The sequence below is a fragment of the Klebsiella sp. CB_Kp196 genome, assembly GCF_040061575.1.
GTDB lineage: Bacteria > Pseudomonadota > Gammaproteobacteria > Enterobacterales > Enterobacteriaceae > Klebsiella > Klebsiella michiganensis.
In genome coordinates this window covers 72,702-94,003 of record NZ_JBEAFH010000059.1, presented here as the reverse complement: position 1 = coordinate 94,003, position 21,302 = coordinate 72,702, and the positions used below count along the sequence as shown (strand labels likewise).

Sequence of the window (21,302 nt, the reverse complement as noted above, 5' to 3'; positions counted from 1 at the left end):
ATAATGGCGCCCGTTTCCCCCCTGGCTCACCATGAAAGCTTCGAAGACGAGAGACTTATGATGGAAATTTTGCGTGGTTCACCTGCACTGTCGGCATTCCGTATCAATAAACTGCTGGCACGTTTCCAGGCGGCCAACCTTCCGGTCAGCACCCTTTATGCCGAGTACGTTCATTTTGCCGACCTCAGCGCCCCGCTCAGCGGCGACGATCGCGAGAGCCTGGCAAGATTGCTCAAGTATGGCCCGAACTTAAGCAGCCATACCCCGACCGGCAAGCTACTGCTCGTTACCCCCCGTCCCGGCACCATCTCTCCCTGGTCTTCTAAAGCTACCGACATCGCCCATAACTGCGGCCTGTCACAGGTTTTGCGCCTGGAGCGCGGCGTGGCGTATTACGTCGAAGCGAGCAGCCTGAATGACGAACAGTGGTCGCAGGTGGCGGCCGAACTGCATGACCGCATGATGGAAAGCGTCTTTGGCGCGCTGGAAGAGGGTGAAAAACTCTTCGCCCACCATCAGCCAACCCCGGTCACCAGCGTTGATCTGCTGGGCCTGGGCCGTCAGGCGCTGATTGACGCCAACCTCCGTCTGGGGCTGGCGCTGGCGGATGATGAAATCGACTATCTGCAGGATGCTTTCCAGAAGCTGGGTCGCAACCCGAACGATATCGAACTCTATATGTTCGCGCAGGCTAACTCCGAGCACTGCCGACACAAGATTTTTAACGCCGACTGGGTCATTGATGGCGAAAAGCAGCCGAAGTCGCTGTTCAAAATGATCAAAAACACCTTCGAGAAAACCCCGGACTACGTGCTGTCTGCTTATAAAGACAACGCCGCGGTAATGGAAGGTTCAGCCGTGGGGCGCTACTTCGCCGACCACGAAACCGGCCGCTACGACTTCCACCAGGAAGACGCGCATATTCTGATGAAGGTCGAAACCCATAACCACCCGACGGCGATCTCTCCGTGGCCGGGCGCGGCGACCGGTTCCGGCGGCGAAATTCGCGATGAAGGCGCCACCGGGCGCGGCGCGAAGCCGAAAGCGGGTCTGGTGGGCTTCTCGGTTTCCAACCTGCGTATTCCGGGGTTTGAGCAGCCGTGGGAAGAGGATTTCGGTAAGCCGGAGCGTATCGTCACCGCGCTGGATATCATGACCGAAGGCCCGCTGGGCGGCGCGGCGTTTAACAACGAATTTGGTCGTCCGGCGCTCAACGGTTACTTCCGTACCTATGAAGAGAAAGTGAGCAGCCACAACGGCGAAGAGCTGCGCGGCTATCACAAGCCCATTATGCTGGCGGGCGGTATCGGCAACATTCGCGGCGAACACGTGCAGAAGGGCGAGATCGTCGTCGGCGCGAAGCTGATTGTTCTCGGCGGTCCGGCGATGAACATCGGTCTTGGCGGCGGCGCGGCCTCTTCAATGGCTTCCGGCCAGTCCGATGCCGATCTCGATTTCGCCTCCGTACAGCGCGACAACCCGGAAATGGAACGTCGTTGCCAGGAAGTTATCGACCGCTGCTGGCAGCTGGGCGACGCTAACCCGATTCTGTTTATCCACGACGTCGGCGCCGGCGGTCTGTCGAACGCGATGCCTGAACTGGTCAGCGACGGCGGACGCGGCGGTAAATTCCAGCTGCGCGATATCCTCAGCGATGAGCCGGGCATGAGCCCGCTGGAGATCTGGTGTAACGAATCGCAGGAACGTTATGTGCTGGCGGTCGCGCCGGAGCAGCTGCCGCTGTTTGATGAGCTGTGCCGCCGCGAACGCGCGCCGTATGCGGTGATTGGCGAAGCGACCGAAGCGCTGCATCTGAGCCTCGACGATACTCATTTTGACGATCGCCCGATCGACCTGCCGCTTGACGTGCTGCTGGGCAAAACGCCGAAAATGACCCGCGACGTGCAGACGCTCAAAGCCCAGGGCCAGAGTCTGGAACGCCAGGGAATCACTATTGCCGATGCGGTGAATCGCGTGCTGCACCTGCCAACCGTGGCGGAGAAAACCTTCCTCGTCACCATCGGCGACCGTACCGTCACCGGTATGGTGGCGCGCGATCAGATGGTGGGTCCGTGGCAGATCCCGGTGGCTAACTGCGCGGTGACCACCGCCAGTCTCGACAGCTACTATGGCGAAGCCATGTCTATTGGCGAGCGCGCGCCGGTGGCGCTGCTGGACTTTGCCGCTTCCGCCCGTCTGGCGGTCGGCGAGGCGCTGACCAACATCGCGGCGACGCAGATTGGCGCGCTCAATCGCGTGAAGCTGTCGGCAAACTGGATGGCCGCAGCCGGTCACCCGGGCGAAGACGCCGGTTTATATGAAGCGGTAAAAGCGGTTGGCGAAGAGCTCTGTCCGGCCCTGGGACTGACCATTCCGGTGGGTAAAGACTCCATGTCGATGAAAACCCGCTGGCAGGAAGGCGCTGAACAGCGCGAGATGACCTCTCCGCTGTCGCTGGTGATTTCCGCCTTTGCCCGCGTGGAAGACGTACGCCGTACCGTCACCCCACAGCTCGCGACCGAAGACAACGCCCTGCTGCTGATTGATTTAGGCAAGGGGAACAATGCGCTGGGCGCGACCGCGCTGGCGCAGGTTTATCGTCAGCTTGGCGATGTGACCGCCGACGTGCGCGATGTCGCGCAGCTGAAAGGCTTCTGGGACGCAATGCAGGCGCTGGTGGCCAAAGGTAAGCTGCTGGCGTGGCACGACCGGTCTGACGGTGGCCTGCTGGTCACGCTGGCCGAGATGGCCTTTACCGGCCACTGCGGCGTCAAGGTTGATATCGCCGCGCTCGGCGAGGATCGTCTGGCCGCGCTGTTTAACGAGGAGCTTGGCGGGGTGATTCAGGTTCGTGCCGCCGACCGCCAGGCGGTGGAAGCGCTGCTGGCCGCTCATGGTCTGGCGGATTGCGTTCACTATCTTGGCCAGGCCACGACGGGCGATCGCTTTGTCATCGAGGCCGACGGTCATCCGGTATTCAGCGAAAGCCGCACAACGCTGCGCATGTGGTGGGCAGAAACCACCTGGCAAATGCAGCGTCTGCGCGATAACCCGGAGTGCGCCGACCAGGAGCACGAGGCGAAAGCCAACGATGCCGATCCGGGCCTTAACGTGAAGCTCTCCTTCGATATCAATGAGGATATCGCTGCGCCTTATATTGCCACCGGCGCGCGTCCGAAGGTTGCGGTGCTGCGCGAGCAGGGCGTGAACTCCCATGTCGAAATGGCCGCGGCGTTTCATCGCGCGGGCTTTGATGCCATCGACGTGCACATGAGCGACCTGCTGGCGGGGCGTACCGGTCTTGCTGACTTCCAGGCGCTGGTGGCCTGCGGCGGCTTCTCCTACGGTGACGTTTTAGGCGCGGGTGAGGGCTGGGCGAAATCGATCCTGTTCAATGAGCGGGTTCGCGACGAATTTGCCACCTTCTTCCATCGTCCGCAAACCCTGGCGCTGGGCGTATGCAACGGCTGCCAGATGATGTCTAACCTGCGCGAGCTGATCCCGGGCAGCGAGCTGTGGCCGCGCTTTGTGCGTAACCAGTCGGACCGCTTTGAAGCGCGCTTCAGCCTGGTTGAAGTGACCCAGAGCCCGTCGCTGCTGCTGCAGGGGATGGTGGGGTCAATGATGCCGATTGCCGTATCTCACGGTGAAGGACAGGTGGAAGTCCGCGATGGCGCGCATCTGGCGCAGCTGGAAAGCAAAGGCCTGGTGGCGCTGCGCTTTGTCGACAACGTCGGTAAGGTGACGGAAAACTATCCGGCTAACCCGAACGGTTCGCCGAACGGTATCACCGCGGTGACCAGCGAAAGCGGGCGCGCGACCATCATGATGCCGCACCCGGAACGCGTGTTCCGCACCGTGTCGAACTCCTGGCATCCGGAAAACTGGGGCGAAGACAGCCCGTGGATGCGTATTTTCCGCAACGCGCGTAAACAGCTGGGCTAAAACCGCTCACAAATCGCATTAAGCCTCCTGCCCGCGCAGGGGGCTTTTTTATTGGTGAGGCGTATCGACAGCAGGTGTCGGGGATCGCCGACAAACGCGCTATAGCAGTGTCGTCAAAAGGTGACACTTAACATATTGATTTATAATAGCATTGCTAAACCATTCATCCGGTGTTGCTAATCAGCGACACTTTGCGCATAAACCGACCATCATCATTCATGTCCATGAATAGTAAAAAGGTATTATATTTCATTGTGTTAATAAAATGTTTTGAGATGTGGCATAGTTCGTGCATAATTATAACCAGTGGCTCATTCACCTTCTTATGTCAGCCCCTTCGGGACGCGCTACATAAACTTCGAATGACGCACAAACAGGTGCCTGCCGTCCAACTCCTGATAACAGCTCTGCTTTATCAGTCATCGGGCGAAACGTCGAGTAAGGCACCGCCTCATTTCTTAATAAAGCCAGGCTCCTGTAGCCTGGCTTTATTATTTCCGGCGTAGATGTTTATTGCGTCCTCGGTTAGCATCGTCATGAGCTAATGATTGAGACCCTATCCGTGAAGCGACTCTCCCTTTTCCCCCGTTCGCTGCGCCAGCTGGTCACGCTATCCTTCGTGCTGATCCTGCTGCCGCTGCTGGTGCTGGCATGGCAGGCGTGGCAAAGCCTCAACGCGCTGAGCGCGCAGGCGGCGCATATCAACCGTACTACCCTTATCGACGCCCGCCGCAGCGAAGCGATGATTAACGCATCGCTGGAGATGGAACGTAGCTACCGTCAGTACTGCGTGCTGGACGATCCGACGCTGGCGCGGGTCTACCAGAATCAGCGCCAACGCTACAGCGAAATGCTTGATGCTCACGCGGGCGTCCTGCCCGATGAGAAAATCTGGCAGGCGCTGCGTCAGGATCTCGACGATCTGGCCGAGCTACAGTGTAAAAATAGCGGTCCGGCGGCGAAGTCAGCCGCCAGCCTGGAAGCGTTTGCCTCGGCCAATAGCGACATGGTGCAGGCAACCCGAACGGTGGTCTATTCGCGCGGGCAGCAGCTGCAGCAGGAAATCGCCGAGCGCGGGCAGTTCTTCGGCTGGCAGGCGCTGGTGCTGTTCCTGCTCAGCCTGGCGCTGGTGCTGCTGTTCACCCGCATGATTATCGGCCCGGTGAAGGGCATTGAGAGAATGATCAACCGACTGGGGGAGGGGAAGTCGCTGGACGACGCCGCGCTGTTTACCGGTCCGCGCGAGCTGCGCTCCGTTGGTAAACGCATTATCTGGCTGAGCGAACGCCTTGCCTGGCTGGAATCCCAGCGGCATCAGTTTCTGCGCCATCTTTCTCATGAGCTGAAAACGCCGCTGGCCAGCATGCGCGAAGGGACGGAGCTGCTTGCCGACCGGGTGGCCGGGCCGCTGACGCCCGAGCAGCAGGAGATCGTTGAAATTCTCGATAACAGCAGCCGCAACCTGCAAAAGCTGATCGAGCAGCTGCTGGATTACAACCGTAAACAGGCCGATGGCCCGATTGCGCGCGAGACGGTAAACCTGGCCGAACTGGTGGAAAATGTGGTTTCTGCCCATAGCCTGCCGGCAAGAGCTAAAATGATGCATACCGAACTGTTGCTCAGCGAGCGTTTATGCGAAGCGGAGCCCGCTCTGCTGGTGAGCGTCCTGGATAATCTCTACTCCAATGCGGTGCACTATGGTGCTGAATCCGGTAACATTCGCATTCATAGCTATCGGCACGGCGAGCAGGTGCGCATTGACGTCATTAACGACGGCGAGCCGATCCCGCCCGCAGAGAGAAACATGATTTTTGAGCCTTTTTATCAGGGAAGCCACCAGCGTAAAGGGGCGGTAAAAGGCAGCGGTCTGGGGCTGAGCATTGCCCGCGACTGCGTACGGCAAATGCAGGGCGAGCTGAGCCTGGTTGATGATAAATCAGGGCTAATCTGTTTTCGTATCACGCTCCCCGTCGCCGAGTCTGGACAAAATAACGTATAACTATCGGGTGAATATGTCCCACTTCTTCGCACTTGTCCGTCCCCTCAGGGGATGGCTGCTGTCAGGCATGTCCTGCCTGGCGCTGGCGGGATGTTCCGCCTCTACATCACCACACGCCGCGGATGGCAAAACGCTCTCCGCGCTGCCGCAGCATCAGGTCGCCGATTTTCTTTCGGTGGAGTGCGCCGACATCTGGAGCCTGCAAAGCGAGGCCAGTGATAAAAACCCGCTTTACTGGCTGCGGGGAATTGACTGCGCGGATCGCCTTGCTCCGGTACAGGCGCGGGCTGAAGCCCGGCAGCACGATGCCAACAGCTGGCAGGATGCCTTTAAACGCGGCATTTTACTGGCCGATGCCAAAATTACGCCCAACGAACGTCGCGATCTGGTGGCCAGTCTGGATGCCTTCAGCCCGCAAATCGCCGCCCAGGTTCGCCCGCTTTATCAGCTCTGGCGCGATGCCCAGGGCCGGCAGCTTCAGCTGATTGAGGAGCGCTCCCGCTACGCCAAATTGCAGCAGTCAAGCGATGCGGAGCTGGAGACGCTGCGTCAGCAGGAAATTGAACTTCGCAGTCAGCTCGAACTGACGACCCGCAAGCTGGAGAATCTCACCGACATCGAGCGCCAGCTCTCCAGCCGTAAACCCGGCGGGAACTTCAGCCCGGACGCCGGGCACGGCGGCGAGAAGGTCCCGGAGGTGATTCATGACGATCCGTAAACCCGCCCGCCTGCTGCTGGTGGACGACGATCCGGGGCTGCTGAAGCTGCTGGGCATGCGTCTTGTCAGCGAAGGATACAGCGTACTGACCGCCGAGAGCGGGCCGGAGGCCCTGCGCACCCTGAGCCGCGACAAAGTCGACCTGGTGGTCAGCGACCTGCGGATGGACGAGATGGACGGCCTCCAGCTGTTCAGCGAAATCCAGAAGGTTCAGCCGGGAATGCCGGTGATCATTCTCACCGCGCACGGTTCCATTCCGGACGCCGTTGCCGCGACCCAGCAGGGCGTATTTAGCTTTCTCACCAAGCCGGTGGATAAAGACGCTCTGTATAAAGCGATTGATGACGCGCTGGAGCAGAGCGCGCCCACCACCGATGAGCGCTGGCGCCAGGCGATTGTGACCCGCAGCCCGCTGATGGAGCGTCTGCTGGAGCAGGCCGGGATGGTGGCGCAGTCGGACGTCAGCGTACTGATTAACGGCCAGAGCGGTACCGGCAAGGAGATTGTCGCCCAGGCAATTCATAACGCCAGCCCGCGCCGCGATAAACCTTTTGTCGCCATTAACTGCGGCGCGCTTCCCGAGCAGCTGCTGGAGTCAGAGCTGTTTGGCCACGCCCGCGGCGCTTTTACCGGCGCGGTCAGCAATCGCGAGGGGCTATTCCAGGCTGCAGAAGGCGGGACCCTGTTTCTTGATGAAATCGGCGATATGCCGGTGGCGCTGCAGGTTAAACTGCTGCGCGTCCTGCAGGAGCGTAAAGTGCGCCCGCTGGGCAGCAACCGCGATATCGACATTGATGTGCGGATTATTTCTGCGACCCATCGCGACCTGCCGAAGGCCATGGCGCGCGGCGAGTTTCGCGAAGATCTGTTTTATCGTCTCAACGTGGTGAATCTGAAAATCCCGCCGCTGGCCGAGCGTACGGAAGATATTCCGCTGCTGGCGAACCATCTGCTGCGCCAGTCCGCCGATCGCCACAAACCCTTTGTTCGCGCGTTCTCCACCGATGCGATGAAGCGGCTGATGGCCGCAAAATGGCCGGGCAACGTGCGCCAGCTGGTGAACGTGATTGAGCAGTGCGTGGCGCTAACCTCTTCGCCGGTCATTAGCGACGCCCTGGTGGAGCAGGCGCTGGAAGGGGAAAACACCGCGCTGCCGACCTTTGTTGAGGCGCGGAATCAGTTTGAGCTCAATTACCTGCGCAAGCTGCTGCAAATCACTAAAGGCAACGTCACGCATGCGGCGCGGATGGCGGGGCGCAACCGCACCGAATTTTATAAGCTGCTGTCGCGCCACGAGCTCGACGCTAACGACTTTAAAGAGTAGCTCCGCGTGATGACGCAAGTTATGATACGGTTAGCAACCGGTTACGCGACTAAAACAGGAACACCATGAAAAAGATTGATGCGATTATTAAACCCTTCAAACTGGATGACGTGCGTGAAGCGCTGGCCGAAGTCGGCATCACCGGGATGACGGTAACGGAAGTGAAAGGTTTTGGCCGCCAGAAGGGGCATACCGAGCTGTATCGCGGCGCGGAGTATATGGTCGATTTTCTGCCGAAAGTGAAAATCGAAATCGTTGTCACCGATGATATCGTCGATACCTGCGTGGATACCATTATCCGTACGGCGCAGACCGGCAAAATCGGCGACGGTAAGATCTTTGTTTTCGATGTCGCGCGCGTGATTCGTATCCGCACCGGCGAAGAAGACGACGCGGCGATTTAAGCTGACAAACCGAATGGCGGCCCGATAATTTCCGGGCCGCCTGCATCCATCGCTCTGTTTACAGCACCTTGTGCGGGCCGAAGCACTCGTAATGAATGTTGCCGCTGCTCACGCCCAGATCTACCAGCTGCTTCGCGGCAAACTGCATAAACGCCACCGGGCCGCAGAGATAGAACTGCATCTGCGGGTCGCCGATCTTGTCGGCCAGGGCCGATAAATCCATCAAACCTTCGCTGTCAAACGCGCCGGCGTCACGGTCCGTTTCGCTCGGGCTGCGGTACCAGACGTGAGAAGTAAACTTCGTCAGGGTTTCACCCAGCGCTTTCACTTCCTCCGCGAAGGCGTGCACGTCGCCATTCTCTGCCGCGTGGAACCAGTTCACCTGCGCCGGATGCTGTGCTTTTGCCAGCGTGTCCAGCATCGCCAGCATCGGCGTCTGACCGACGCCGCCGGAGAGCAGCGTGACCGGCGTTTCCGGCGCCACGTTGAGGAAAAAATCGCCGGCCGGCGCGGCCAGGTAAATCACGTCGCCTTCTTTCGCAGAATCATGCAGCCAGTTTGAAACCTGGCCGCCGTTTTCACGCTTAACCGCAATGCGATAGCCTTTGCCGTCGGGTTTGCGGGTCAAAGAGTACTGACGAATTTCCTGATGCGGAAAGCCTTCCGGCTTCAGCCAGACCGCCAGGTACTGGCCCGGATGGTATTCAGCGACCGCGCCGCCGTCGACCGGCTCAAACTCAAAGCTGGTAATCAGCGCGCTGCGCGGCGTTTTTCTGACGATGCGGAACGCGCGGGTGCCTTCCCAGCCGCCGGTTTTACTGGCGCTTTCGCTGTAGATTTGCGCTTCACGATTAATAAAGACGTTGGCCAGCACGCCGTAGGCCTTGCCCCAGGCATCCAGCACTTCCTGACCCGGGCTGAACATCTCGTCAAGGGTGGCCAGCAGGTGGGTGCCGACAATATTGTACTGCTCGGGCTGGATCTGGAAGCTGGTGTGCTTCTGGGCGATTTTTTCCACCGCCGGCAGCAGGGCGGGCAGGTTCTCAAGATTGCTGGCATAGGCGGCAATGGCGTTGAACAGCGCCTCGCGCTGGTCGCCGTTGCGCTGATTACTCATATTAAAGATTTCTTTGAGTTCGGGATTATGAGTAAACATGCGGTCGTAAAAATGGGCGGTCAGTTTCGGACCGGTTTCAACCAGCAGAGGGATGGTGGCTTTCACCGTAGCGATGGTTTGCGCGTCGAGCATAGCAGCTTCCTTTATAGGTTATCTTAATGATGCATATTAAATGCATCTTATAAAAATAACCCTGCTTTGTAAATGGTTCTTTAACACTTTGCCGTAAGGCAGTTACAACATGAATTATTTGCATCACAAACCTGAAAAGAAATCCGTTGATAATCGAAGGTGCTTTATTGCTCAAAGCCTTGTGTAACGCCGAGCCAATCGTTTGCGTAAAATCCTTTGTCAAGACCTGTTATCGCAGAATGATTCAGTTATACTGTGGGCCGTTGTCCAGGTGGACCGCCTTTTTAGGCCGAAATTTTATTGTTAGCTGAGTCAGGAGATGCGGATGTTAAAGCGTGAAATGAACATTGCCGATTATGATGCCGAACTGTGGCAGGCTATGGAGCAAGAAAAAGTACGTCAGGAAGAGCACATCGAACTGATCGCCTCCGAAAACTACACCAGCCCGCGCGTTATGCAGGCGCAGGGCTCTCAGCTGACCAACAAATACGCTGAAGGATATCCGGGCAAGCGCTACTACGGCGGCTGTGAATACGTCGATATCGTAGAGCAGCTGGCTATCGATCGCGCCAAAGAGCTGTTCGGCGCTGACTACGCTAACGTGCAGCCGCACTCCGGCTCCCAGGCTAACTTCGCGGTCTATACCGCTCTGCTGCAGCCGGGCGATACCGTTCTGGGTATGAACCTGGCGCAGGGTGGTCACCTGACTCACGGCTCCCCGGTCAACTTCTCCGGCAAACTGTACAACATCATTCCTTACGGCATCGATGAGTCCGGTAAAATTGACTATGAAGACATGGCTAAGCAGGCTCAGGAACATAAACCGAAGATGATTATCGGTGGTTTCTCCGCTTATTCCGGCGTGGTTGACTGGGCAAAAATGCGCGAAATCGCTGACAGCATCGGCGCATACCTGTTCGTCGACATGGCCCACGTTGCCGGTTTGATCGCCGCTGGCGTTTACCCGAACCCGGTTCCGCATGCCCACGTCGTGACCACCACTACCCACAAGACCCTGGCCGGTCCGCGCGGCGGCCTGATCCTGGCGAAAGGCGGCAGCGAAGAGCTGTACAAAAAACTGAACTCTGCCGTATTCCCGAGCGCCCAGGGCGGCCCGCTGATGCACGTTATCGCGGCGAAAGCCGTTGCGCTGAAAGAAGCGATGGAGCCGGAGTTCAAAGTTTACCAGCAGCAGGTAGCGAAAAACGCGAAGGCAATGGTAGAAGTGTTCCTGAACCGCGGCTACAAAGTGGTTTCCGGCGGTACTGAAAACCACCTGTTCCTGCTGGATCTGGTCGATAAAAACCTGACCGGTAAAGAAGCGGACGCTGCGCTGGGCCGTGCTAATATCACCGTCAACAAAAACAGCGTGCCGAACGATCCGAAGAGCCCGTTTGTGACCTCCGGCATCCGTATCGGTTCTCCGGCGGTCACCCGTCGCGGCTTTAAAGAAGCGGAAGTGAAAGAGCTGGCCGGCTGGATGTGCGACGTGCTGGACAACATCAATGACGAAGCGGTCATTGAGCGCGTGAAGGGTAAAGTGCTGGATATCTGCGCACGCTTCCCGGTTTATGCGTAAGCGTTAGCGTTGACATCAAAAAGGCCGCTGATGCGGCCTTTTTTGCGTTTGTTGATTAGCGGCGGTCGAGCGAAATCGCCCCGGGACCGGTTATCGCCAGCAGCAGGAAGGCGCCGGCAATACTGATGTTTTTCCAGAAGTTAATCATGTTCGGCAGAACCGCATCGCCGGTCATATTCCAGTAGTGATGGCCAATCACCGCGGTACCGAGGGTATAAAAAATAAAGATCACCGCCAGCGGGCGGGTGAAAAAGCCCAGCACAATTAAAATGGCCGCCGGCACTTCCATAATAATGGCAATGATGGCCGCAAGCGTTGGCATCGGCGCGCCGGAGGAGGCCATGTACTGCACCGTGCCGCTAAAGCCGAGCAGCTTGGGATAGCCGAAAAGAATAAACAGCACCACCACCGCGATACGCGCAATCAGCAGCAGCAGAGAGCGGGAGGAGCCAAAGTCAAAATAGCGTAGAGTGTTCATAATCAGCTCGTTATGAGAGACGTGTGATTTAAACGTAATACACAAATTTGCGCTCCGCCACGTCCGCTGACGATTAACGCAGCGTTTGCAGCTGTTCCTCCACGTACAGATAACCGATCCCCATCAGCTGCTGGGCGCGGGTCAGTTTGCCAAAGCCGATTTGAGTGGCGTGCGCTCGCGGCGTATCGCCGTGGTCAAAGGGATTAAAGCCGGTTTGTTTAACGATACTTTCCAGCCATTGTTCGCCAAAGGCGCAGCTGCGTCCGTATAGCCAGATCTGATTAATATTCAAAATATTTAAGAAATTATAAAGGCTTAAGCCAATGGCGTTGGCCGCGCTATCAACCCATGCGCGAATATGCACGTCTCCCTGTTCCCAGGCTTCAATGAGCGATGCCGTGGTTAATTGCTCGGGAGAGCGCTGCGCTTCCGGCTGCGTTTTGAGCCACATCCGCGCCTGCTTTTTCAACGCGCTGAGGGACGCTACGGTTTCGAGGCAACCGTATCTCCCGCAGTCGCAGGCCTTGCCGTCAGGATTCACAATCGTGTGTCCTATCTGCCCGCTGCCGTAGAGGCTTCCTCGATAAATCTGATCGTTAATCACAAATGACGAGCCGATACCGTAATCGACGTTAATCACGCAAAAATCCAGCTGTATACCCTGATGCTGCCACTTCTCCGCCAGCGCCAGCATCACGCAGTCATTATCCACCCGCACCTGCACGCCGAGCTGTTCCTCCAGCAGATACTTTATTTCAATCGGCGTTTTCCAGCGCGCCTGGGGCATGGTTTGTGACACCCCGTTTACCGGATCAACCTGCCCATGAACGCCAAGCGCGAGATTGATGCTGTGCTGCGGGTAGCGGCGGTGTATACGTCGCCAGCATTCCACGATGGCCTCCAGAAGGGCCTGCGGCGTGGGGGCATCGATGGGCAAATGCTGGTGGCCGTCAACCGCCAGCAGTCGGGCATCGGCAAGCTGATACTCAATGCTGGTCGGCGTGATATTCATGCATAGCGTCCAGGCACCGTGTTCGGGGATCTGGTAGCTTCCGCTGTTCACGCCGCGCTTGCTCATTTTTTCCGTGGAATGGCCGATCAATCCCTCGCTAAGCAGTTCGGCAAGAATGTTGCTCACAGCCGGAATAGAGAGCCCGGTGAGCTGGGAAAGCTGGGATTTACTGAGCTGTTTCTCCCGCCAGAGGTGGGAGAGAAAAATAGATTTGTTGGCCTGCCTGACCCGGGCGTTATTCAAACCGGTGCGCTGCATACACTTAACTCCCTTAACTATATTGCGTGAGCGTTGCGCATTTTAGCAGCTAAATGGCGATATAAACTCCTCCTATAGCAAGTTTTACTTTATTTCGTTTAGTGGAGGCGTCATGTACGGTTCGGTTAAGGTCTGGCAGGAAACAATTACATTACCTACGTGGACGACGGGGGCGGAGGATCCGAACCCCATGTTTCTGGAAAAGCGCGTTTATCAGGGTTCCTCCGGCAACGTCTATCCCTACGGCGTGATAGATACCCTGACCGGCGAGCGTGAAATGCGCGATTATCAGGCAGTATGGATGGAGAATGATTTCATTCGTATCATGCTGCTGCCGGAGCTTGGCGGACGTATTCACCGGGCGTATGACAAAGTCAAACTGCGCGATTTTGTCTATTACAATGAAGTCGTTAAGCCCGCCCTGGTAGGGCTACTGGGGCCCTGGATCTCCGGCGGTATCGAGTTCAACTGGCCGCAGCATCACCGCCCGACGACCTTTATGCCGGTCGATTTTTCGATCCAGCGCGGGGAAAACGGCGTGCAGACCGTATGGATGGGGGAAGCGGAGCCCATGCGCGGTTTGCAGGTCATGACCGGGTTTACTCTCTATCCTGACCGCGCGCTGATTGAAATCACCGGTAAGGTTTTTAATGGTAACGCAACGCCGCGTCATTTCCTGTGGTGGGCCAACCCGGCGGTCAAAGGCGGCGATGCTCACCAGAGCGTGTTTCCACCCGACGTCACCGCCGTATTCGATCACGGCAAGCGCGATGTTTCCGCTTTTCCCATCGCCACCGGCACCTACTACAAAGTGGACTATTCTGCGGGCGTCGATATCTCCCGGTATAAAAACGTTCCGGTACCCACCTCGTATATGGCGGAGAAATCGGACTACGACTTTGTCGGCGCTTATCACCACGACGAGCGCGGTGGGCTGCTGCATGTTGCCGACCATCACGTCTCGCCGGGCAAAAAACAGTGGAGCTGGGGCTATGGCGACTTTGGCCAGGCGTGGGACCGCAATCTGACCGACGAAAATGGCCCCTATATCGAGTTGATGACCGGCGTCTACACCGATAACCAGCCTGACTTTACCTGGCTTGCGCCTTATGAAGAGAAGGTGTTTGTGCAAAACTTCCTTCCCTACAGCGAGCTGGGGATGGTGCAAAATGCCAATACGCAGCTGGCGCTGAAGCTGGTTCGTGAGACGGAGCAGCTGCAGCTCGGCGTTTACGCCATTGCGCCGCTGGAAAATATTGTTGTTGAACTCAGCGCGGAAAAGCAGCCGCTGTATGAAACTCAGCTTACGCTGAAGCCCGGCGAGAGCTGGCAGCATACGCTGCCGGAAAATGACGCCCGGCGCTTAACCATTAAGGTGAAAACCGCAGACAACCAGCCGCTGCTGGATTATCAGGAACATATTACTCAGCAGACGCCCCTGCCCGAACCTGCCTGCGCGCCGGCGATGCCGGAAGAGATTCACAACGGCGATGAGCTCTATTTTATCGGCCAGCATCTTGAACAATACAATCATGCAAGCCGCTATGCCGCGGATTACTATCGCCGGGCGATAGCCCTCGATCCGCAGGATTACCGCAATAATGTTGCCCTCGGGACGCTGGCGTTTAATTGCGCCGACTGGGGGCTGGCGGAGCAATGTGCCCGGGCCGCGCTACTTCGCGCCCATCGTCTGAATAAAAATCCGCGCGATGGCGAAGCCAGCATGCTGCTTGGCAGCGCGCTGGAAAGGCAGGGCGATGAAGCTGGAGCATGGGATTGCTATTACAAAGCGTCCTGGAGCGGTAACTGCCGCGATGCCGCCTGGTGGGCGCTGGCAAGGCTGGCGATGAAGCGTGGCGATACCGCCGACGCGCTGGAAAAGGTCAACACCAGCCTGCAGTTTAACGCCAGCAACCATCTGGCTATGGGGCTGAAAGCGCTGGCGTTAGCGAACAGCGGGCGGACGAAAGAGGCACAGGCGTATATTGTCGTCTGCCTCGAACAATACCCGTTGAGCTATCCGCTGCACTGCGCGCGCTGGATGATTGCGCCGGGCGATGAGTCGCGCGCGGGCCTGCTGCGCGTAACGGGGCGCAGAGGGATCAACGGCAGCCTGCTGGCGGGCTGGCTGCTCTCCATCGGTCAGAAGCAGGCGGCGAAGGAGGTGCTTGAGGTTCTGGATTGCCAGGAGGCGCTGCCGATGCTGTGGCGCGCCTCGTTAAGCGATGATGCGAATAAACGGCAACGGTTAATTGCCGAAGCCGAGTGCTGCCATGCGCGAAAAGTGCGTTTCCCCAATACGCTCGATGAAGTCCAGATGCTGCAAACCCTGAGCGATAGCGCTTTTGCCCGCTATCTGCTCGGTTGCTTCTGGTACAGCAAACGTCGCTATGAAGAGGCGGTAAGCTGCTGGCGCGAGACGCTGGAAAAATCTCCCGACTATGCGCCCGCTCATCGTCTGCTGGGGGTCTACGCCTGGAACAAACAACAGGATGCCGCGCAGGCGCTGGCTTATCTGCAGCGGGCCGTAGAGCTTGAGCCCGAAAACGCGCGCTTCCTCTTTGAGCTTGATTTCCTGAAAAAATCACTGGGTACGCCGGTAAACGAACGACTGGAAACGCTGGCGGCGCGCAAAGCGGTGGTGCTGAAACGGGATGACCTGACCGCTGAGCTGTTAAGCCTGTGGAACGCGGCCGGCCATTATGCCGATGCCGCCGCTATTCTCGGTACGCGCGTATTTCATCCCTGGGAAGGCGGGGAGGGGAAAGTTACCGGCCAGTATTTGCTCAATCAGCTCCATCGCGCTTTACAGTTGATCGAACGTAAGGCGTTCACGCAGGCCGCTCGCTGCCTGAATGAAGCGTTACGCTATCCCGATAACCTGGGAGAGGGGCGGCTGCCCGGGCAGACGGACAACGATATCTGGTATTTGCTGGGCTATTGCGCGGAACAGACTGGGGATGCGCACCGGGCAGCGGAATATTACCAGCTTGCCCTGCAAGGGGGCTCAACGCTGGACGCCGGGCGTTACTACAACGATCAGCCCGCCGATTACCTTTTCTGGCAGGGCATCGCGCTGCGTAAGAGCGGTAATCCGGCGCAGGCCGAGCAGCACTTCCAGAATTTTATCGCCTGGGCCAGGCAGCATCGGGATGACGTTCCGCAAGCCGACTTTTTTGCCGTCTCTCTCCCGGATCTGGTGGTGCTCGATGTTTCAGCGCAGCAGCAGCATCAGCAGCACTGTTTGTTTATTGAAGCGCTGGGCCATCTGGGGCTGGGCAACGTATCCGCCAGCCAGCAGGCGATGCAGCGGCTGCTGCAGCTGAACCCGGCTCATGATAAGGCGCATCTGATTCGTCATGCCCTGCAAAGCGGCATGTTTTCCTGAACCTGAAACGGGCGGGCCTGGCCCGCCTGAACCCTACTGTTCCCTGCGTTTCCCTTATAGAGGAATCATTATGAATAACGCGCAGACACATCTGAAAATGGGCTACGTCTGGACTATCTGTCTGGTCGCCGCCTGCGGTGGTTTACTCTTTGGCTATGACTGGGTGGTGATTGGCGGCGCAAAGCCGTTTTATGAAGCCTGGTTTTCCATTACCGACCCGGCGCAGTCCGGCTGGGCAATGAGCTCAGCGCTGGTGGGCTGCGTTTTCGGCGCATTAATCTCGGGATGGTGCGCCGATAAACTGGGGCGCAAGCTGCCCTTAATACTTTCCGCCGTGCTGTTCAGCGCCTCGGCGTGGGGGACGGCGGTTGCCAGCAGTTTCGACATGTTTGTGGTTTACCGCATTGTGGGCGGCGTGGGCATTGGTCTGGCATCCGCGCTCAGCCCGCTTTACATCGCGGAAGTCAGCCCGGCAGAAAAAAGAGGGCGCTTTGTTGCGATAAACCAGCTCACTATCGTGATTGGCGTGCTGGCCGCTCAGCTTATCAACCTGATGATTGCGGAACCCGTAGCGACGGGGGCGACGCAGCAGATGATTGTGGAGACCTGGAACGGGCAGATGGGCTGGCGCTGGATGTTCGGCGCGGAACTGGTGCCTGCGCTGGCGTTTTTGGTGCTGATGTTTTTTGTTCCTGAGTCGCCGCGCTGGCTCATGAAGGCCGGTAAGCCGGATCGCGCCCGGGCCGCGCTGGAGCGCATTGGCTCCGCCGACTATGCCGACAGGATATTACGCGACATCGCGCACACGCTGGAAAAAGATAACCATAAAATCTCCTACGGCGCGCTGCTGGCTCCGCAGGTTAAACCGATCGTTATCATTGGTATGGTCCTCGCCGTCTTCCAGCAGTGGTGCGGAATTAACGTCATCTTTAACTACGCGCAGGAGATTTTTGCCTCGGCGGGATTCGATATTAACAGCACGCTGAAATCGATCGTCGCAACGGGGATCGTCAACCTGGTGTTTACCCTCGCCGCGCTGCCGCTGGTGGATAAAATCGGCCGCCGTAAATTAATGCTGCTCGGTGCCTCAGGGTTGACGCTGATCTATGTTCTGATTGCCGCCGCCTATGGCATGGGCATCATGGGCTGGCCCGTTCTGCTGCTGGTGCTGGCGGCGATTGCTATTTACGCCTTGACCCTGGCGCCGGTTACCTGGGTACTGCTGGCGGAAATCTTCCCCAACCGCGTTCGCGGACTCGCGATGTCCTTAGGCACCCTGGCGCTGTGGATTGCCTGTTTCTTGTTAACCTACACTTTCCCGCTGCTTAATGCCGGACTGGGCGCGGCGGGCAGTTTCCTGCTGTATGGCGTCATTTGCGCTGCCGGCTACCTCTATATTCTGCGCAACGTGCCGGAAACGAAGGGGGTCACTCTCGAAGCCCTGGAAGAGCAGCTGGCGCAACGTCATGCGGGCGCTCAGGCGATGAAGCAGGAGCAGACGCGCTAATGGCGGAAGAGTGGATTCTGGAAAACGCGCATCTGCGGATGCGCGTCGCTTCTCTGGGCGGCAAAGTGCAAAGTTTATACTCGCGGCATTATCAGGCGCCGGTGCTGTATGAAAACCCCGCCGGCGGCATGTTTCCGATGCTGCCGCTGGCCAATCGCGTCGCCGGGAACCGCTTTATTTTTCAGGGACGTGAGATAGTTCTGCCTCGCCACCACGCCGACGCGCATTTTTTTCTCCACGGCGACGGTTGGCTGCAGCGCTGGGATATGATTGCGCGCGGCGGCGACTATTGCGTGTTACAGCTGCGTCGGCAGCATGCCTGCGGTTTCGATTACCTGGCGCAGATCCGCTACCAGCTGCTGCGTAACCAGCTGGTGGCTGCTCTGACGCTTACCCACTGCGGTAGCACGCCCATCCCCTATGGCTACGGTTTTCATCCGTTTTTTCCTTTTGATAAGCGCGGTACGGTGCAGTTTGCAGCCGCCGGCTACTGGCCGGAAGGGGAGCAGCATCTTCCTCTCGGCTGGCAAGGCCAGTTGCCCGGCTACGCCGATTTCAGCCACGCGCAGTACGGTGAGGATCGCTGGCTGAACGTGGGCTATTCCGGCTGGAGCGGGCGGGCGAGGGTGAGTAGTGATGTGATGGATATCACAATTCTTTCGCAAACTCCGTGGTTGATGCTTTTCAGAATGCAGGGCGAGCCGTTCCTTTGCCTCGAGCCGCAAAGTCATCCGGTAAACGCCCATAACATGGACGGACAGCCGGGGCTGCGGGTTTTAGGCGCCGGAGATACGCTGAGTTTTTCGCTGAAAATAGACGTACAGGGGCGCGAATAGCGCCATATCTGGGGCGAGGGTATCTTGCGCCCGCCCCGCTTTATCGCCAGACTGTCGCCTCCATTCGGGAGGGAATCATGGTCTTACACTCCACGCGCTGGCTGGCGCTAAGTTACTTCACCTATTTTTTTAGCTACGGCATCTTCCTGCCTTTCTGGAGCGTCTGGCTTTCCGGACTTGGCCTGACGCCGGAAACCATCGGCATGCTGCTCGGCGCCGGGCTGGTGTCGCGCTTTCTTGGCAGCCTGCTGATTGCGCCGCGGGTCAGCGACCCGTCCCGTCTTATCTCTTCTCTGCGCATTCTGGCGCTGCTGACGCTGCTCTTTGCGCTCGCATTTTGGATCGGCCACCAGGTTGCCTGGCTGATGGTGATTATCGTCGGCTTTAACCTCTTTTTCTCGCCGCTGGTGCCGCTGACCGACGCGCTGGCGAATACCTGGCAAAAGCAGATCACCATGGACTACGGGCGCGTGCGCCTGTGGGGGTCGATAGCTTTCGTCATTGGCTCGGCGCTGACCGGGAAGCTGGTCAGCCTGTATGACTACCGGATGATACTGGTGATGCTCAGCGTCGGTATTGCCTCCATGCTGCTCGGCATGCTGCTGAAGCCGTCGGTGCAGCCGCAGGGCGAATCCCGCCAGCAGGAAGCGGCCGGCCTGGCGGCCTGGCTTACGCTGGTGAGGCAAAGCTGGCGCTTCCTCGCCTGCGTCTGTTTGCTGCAGGGCGCGCACGCCGCCTACTACGGATTTAGCGCTATCTACTGGCAGGAAGCGGGGTATTCCGCCTCCGCCGTGGGCTACCTGTGGTCGCTTGGCGTCGTGGCGGAAGTGGTGATTTTCGCGCTGAGCAAAAAAGTCTTCCGCCGCTTTAGCGCCCGCGATCTGCTGCTGCTGTCCGCGGTGTGCGGGCTAATTCGCTGGACGTTGATGGGCTGGACGACGGCGCTACCCTGGCTTATCGTCGCGCAGATCCTCCACTGCGGCACCTTTACGGTGTGCCATCTGGCGGCGATGCGCTACATTGCGGCGCGTCAGGGCAGCGAAGTGATCCGCCTGCAGGCGGTCTACTCCGCCGTCGCGATGGGCGGCAGCATTGCGGTGATGACGGTCTTTGCCGGTTTCCTCTACCAGCATCTGCACCAGGGCGTTTTCTGGGTGATGGCGCTGGTGGCCTTACCGGCGCTGGTGGTGCGGCCAAAAGCGGTGGCTTAGGCCTCCAGCATTTTGCAAATCTGCTGCTGCTGATGATCGCTGAACGTCTCTTCGGCGTGAAACAGCGGCGGCGAAAACAGCGGCAGCGCCGTGGCATAGGGAGTGACGATCAGCGTCACTTCCTTCGGCGCGCCCTCTTTCTGAAAGGTGCTCACGCTCAAATACTTTATATTGAGCGGCAGCAGGGTTAACTCGCGCAGCTGCTGCTCCAGCGACTGCTCAAGGTCCGGGTTATCATCGGTCAGCAGAACCACCTGTTTCTCCTGCAGATCGCTTTTTTGCATCAGCCAGGCGCCGAAGATCACCGCGATTAAACTGACTTCCTCCTGGCTAAAGCGTACCTGCCAGCTGGCTTCAAACTCCTCCAGCGCAGCCTGCGTTGTGCGCATCAAGCGGGGATAAAGACGGCCAATCTCCTCCGGCAGCGCGTTATCGATACCGATAGCGAAAACGCTGCGGTGTAGCGCCTGCGAAAGGTGAATATAGAGCTGATCGCTCAGCCCCTGTTCATCGCTAAACGGACGGCCCGCCAGGTCCTGAAAGCGGTGAATCAGTCCGGAAATGGCCAGATGCAGACGGCGATCGTGCTGATGACCATCGCGGATAGGATCGGGGGTTTTCAACAGCATAAACAGCAGGGCCAGAAACAGCTGCTCTCCGGCATGGGGCGTTGCCGCAACCCGCCGCTGCCAGTGGCGGACAATCTCCTCGGCGAGGGAGAACTCGGCGGCGGCTTGCGCCCAGCGCTGCTGCTCGTGGGTGAAAGTGGGGCTCTGTCCAAGGTGGTGCTGCAGCAAACAATACTGTAAATAAAGACGCAGAAAATGCACGTCGCGGCAGTCAAACTGCCGGTTCAGGGCGCGCGAGCAGCGGTTGACCAATGCCTGAAGATTGGTGTCGTCATACAGCGTGCGTGCGATACCCTGCTGTTTAAGCTGCGTTTTCAATGCCGGGGTAAAATGGTGGCTGACAAAATGTGGGCACAGGCGCAGCCCGCGGCGCAGGCCGTGCAGCAGGCATAAGCGTTGATCGAGCGCGGCGCCTTCCATCCGATAGCTGCCGTCCGCTTGTGAAGCAAGGGTCAAGCGGTGATAACGCTGAATCTCGCGTCCCGTCTCCGCAATGTCCTGCCGGGCGGTATCCTCATCAACCTGGGTGAGGTTACCCAGCCATTCGGGCGTCACGGACTGCCCGGGCAGATAAAACATCAGGAGCACCTGGCTACGGCGCTGTGGACTGGAAAGCACAGATGGTGGTTCAATCACTGTCATCATCCGGTTAGTTCCAGTTAGGGTTTTCGTTAAGAGTAGTTAATGTATTGAGGGTGAACAGGGCATTTCCGGGTCTTTACATCAGGATTGCTGGCGGGGTTCACAGAATTTTTCACGCGAGGA

The 21,302-nt window shown here is 58.3% G+C and carries 14 protein-coding genes; 10 read left to right on the top strand and 4 right to left on the bottom strand.

The features are described from left to right. Nucleotides 1-57: 57 nt before the first annotated feature. The 5 genes from purL to glnB all read left to right on the top strand — a co-directional run bounded on the left by purL (nt 58) and on the right by glnB (nt 8,390). Nucleotides 58-3,945 (top strand): phosphoribosylformylglycinamidine synthase, encoded by a 3,888-nt coding sequence (gene purL, locus ABLU87_RS21950; protein ID WP_122116711.1) that lies wholly within the window; start codon nt 58-60, stop codon nt 3,943-3,945. 562 nt (nt 3,946-4,507) lie between these two features. Further along, entirely contained in the window at nt 4,508-5,944 is a 1,437-nt protein-coding gene (locus ABLU87_RS21945) for a HAMP domain-containing sensor histidine kinase (protein ID WP_025106584.1), read from the top strand. A 13-nt stretch (nt 5,945-5,957) separates the two neighbouring features. Further along, entirely contained in the window at nt 5,958-6,662 is a 705-nt protein-coding gene (qseG, locus tag ABLU87_RS21940) for a two-component system QseEF-associated lipoprotein QseG (protein WP_032750903.1), read from the top strand. Further along, the gene (glrR, locus tag ABLU87_RS21935; protein ID WP_014230390.1) at nt 6,649-7,986 is read left to right on the top strand and encodes a two-component system response regulator GlrR; all 1,338 of its coding nucleotides are present in this window, start codon (nt 6,649-6,651) and stop codon (nt 7,984-7,986) included. The genes qseG and glrR overlap by 14 nt, the downstream gene beginning before the upstream one ends. Nucleotides 7,987-8,051: 65 nt before the next feature. Beyond that, nucleotides 8,052-8,390 carry a nitrogen regulatory protein P-II gene (gene glnB, locus ABLU87_RS21930; protein WP_002914032.1) on the top strand — a complete coding sequence of 113 codons (339 nt, stop codon included), beginning with the start codon at nt 8,052-8,054 and terminating at the stop codon, nt 8,388-8,390. Nucleotides 8,391-8,448: 58 nt separating this feature from the next. Here glnB and hmpA read toward each other — a convergent pair whose 3' ends face one another. Then, nucleotides 8,449-9,639, bottom strand: coding sequence for an NO-inducible flavohemoprotein (gene hmpA / locus ABLU87_RS21925; RefSeq protein WP_122116709.1), 1,191 nt, complete (start codon nt 9,637-9,639; stop codon nt 8,449-8,451). A 325-nt stretch (nt 9,640-9,964) separates the two neighbouring features. On the opposite strand from hmpA, the gene glyA reads away from it, so the two are divergent. Beyond that, the gene (gene glyA / locus ABLU87_RS21920; RefSeq protein ID WP_009654385.1) at nt 9,965-11,218 is read left to right on the top strand and encodes a serine hydroxymethyltransferase; all 1,254 of its coding nucleotides are present in this window, start codon (nt 9,965-9,967) and stop codon (nt 11,216-11,218) included. A 55-nt stretch (nt 11,219-11,273) separates the two neighbouring features. Here glyA and ABLU87_RS21915 read toward each other — a convergent pair whose 3' ends face one another. Both ABLU87_RS21915 and ABLU87_RS21910 read right to left on the bottom strand, forming a co-directional pair. Beyond that, on the bottom strand, nt 11,274-11,696 hold the full coding sequence (locus tag ABLU87_RS21915; protein ID WP_014230382.1) for a DoxX family protein: 423 nt from the start codon (nt 11,694-11,696) through the stop codon (nt 11,274-11,276). A gap of 73 nt (nt 11,697-11,769) precedes the next feature. After that, a complete protein-coding gene (locus ABLU87_RS21910) occupies nt 11,770-12,966 on the bottom strand; it encodes an ROK family transcriptional regulator (RefSeq protein WP_122116708.1) in 1,197 nt (398 codons plus the stop codon). 112 nt (nt 12,967-13,078) lie between these two features. Between ABLU87_RS21910 and ABLU87_RS21905 the strand changes: the two genes are divergently transcribed. From ABLU87_RS21905 to ABLU87_RS21890, 4 genes are all read left to right on the top strand, one after another. Continuing rightward, nucleotides 13,079-16,354: a DUF5107 domain-containing protein gene (locus ABLU87_RS21905; protein ID WP_122116707.1), complete on the top strand. Its 3,276-nt coding sequence runs from the start codon at nt 13,079-13,081 to the stop codon at nt 16,352-16,354. A 70-nt stretch (nt 16,355-16,424) separates the two neighbouring features. Further along, nucleotides 16,425-17,861 (top strand): sugar porter family MFS transporter, encoded by a 1,437-nt coding sequence (locus ABLU87_RS21900; protein ID WP_025106590.1) that lies wholly within the window; start codon nt 16,425-16,427, stop codon nt 17,859-17,861. Next, nucleotides 17,861-18,697 carry an aldose 1-epimerase gene (locus tag ABLU87_RS21895; protein ID WP_122116706.1) on the top strand — a complete coding sequence of 279 codons (837 nt, stop codon included), beginning with the start codon at nt 17,861-17,863 and terminating at the stop codon, nt 18,695-18,697. Before ABLU87_RS21900 ends, ABLU87_RS21895 begins: the two co-directional genes overlap by 1 nt. Nucleotides 18,698-18,774: 77 nt before the next feature. Further along, nucleotides 18,775-19,908, top strand: a complete 1,134-nt coding sequence (locus ABLU87_RS21890; RefSeq protein ID WP_004853228.1) for a 3-phenylpropionate MFS transporter — start codon at nt 18,775-18,777, stop codon at nt 19,906-19,908. On the opposite strand, the gene csiE is transcribed toward ABLU87_RS21890, so the two are convergent. After that, nucleotides 19,905-21,182, bottom strand: coding sequence for a stationary phase inducible protein CsiE (gene csiE, locus ABLU87_RS21885; protein WP_048260586.1), 1,278 nt, complete (start codon nt 21,180-21,182; stop codon nt 19,905-19,907). The two genes, ABLU87_RS21890 and csiE, sit on opposite strands and share 4 nt — an antisense overlap. Between the last annotated feature and the right edge of the window lie 120 nt (nt 21,183-21,302).

What these genes read in the sequence shown, in the direction of transcription:
- csiE (WP_048260586.1), bottom strand. Translation starts at nt 21,182, where the DNA reads ATGATGACAGTGATTGAACCACCATCTGTGCTTTCCAGTCCACAGCGC.
- purL (WP_122116711.1), top strand. Translation starts at nt 58, where the DNA reads ATGATGGAAATTTTGCGTGGTTCACCTGCACTGTCGGCATTCCGTATC.
- glyA (WP_009654385.1), top strand. Translation starts at nt 9,965, where the DNA reads ATGTTAAAGCGTGAAATGAACATTGCCGATTATGATGCCGAACTGTGG.
- qseG (WP_032750903.1), top strand. Translation starts at nt 5,958, where the DNA reads ATGTCCCACTTCTTCGCACTTGTCCGTCCCCTCAGGGGATGGCTGCTG.
- ABLU87_RS21895 (WP_122116706.1), top strand. Translation starts at nt 17,861, where the DNA reads ATGGCGGAAGAGTGGATTCTGGAAAACGCGCATCTGCGGATGCGCGTC.
- ABLU87_RS21890 (WP_004853228.1), top strand. Translation starts at nt 18,775, where the DNA reads ATGGTCTTACACTCCACGCGCTGGCTGGCGCTAAGTTACTTCACCTAT.
- ABLU87_RS21910 (WP_122116708.1), bottom strand. Translation starts at nt 12,966, where the DNA reads ATGCAGCGCACCGGTTTGAATAACGCCCGGGTCAGGCAGGCCAACAAA.
- ABLU87_RS21915 (WP_014230382.1), bottom strand. Translation starts at nt 11,696, where the DNA reads ATGAACACTCTACGCTATTTTGACTTTGGCTCCTCCCGCTCTCTGCTG.
- ABLU87_RS21900 (WP_025106590.1), top strand. Translation starts at nt 16,425, where the DNA reads ATGAATAACGCGCAGACACATCTGAAAATGGGCTACGTCTGGACTATC.
- hmpA (WP_122116709.1), bottom strand. Translation starts at nt 9,639, where the DNA reads ATGCTCGACGCGCAAACCATCGCTACGGTGAAAGCCACCATCCCTCTG.
- glnB (WP_002914032.1), top strand. Translation starts at nt 8,052, where the DNA reads ATGAAAAAGATTGATGCGATTATTAAACCCTTCAAACTGGATGACGTG.
- glrR (WP_014230390.1), top strand. Translation starts at nt 6,649, where the DNA reads ATGACGATCCGTAAACCCGCCCGCCTGCTGCTGGTGGACGACGATCCG.
- ABLU87_RS21905 (WP_122116707.1), top strand. Translation starts at nt 13,079, where the DNA reads ATGTACGGTTCGGTTAAGGTCTGGCAGGAAACAATTACATTACCTACG.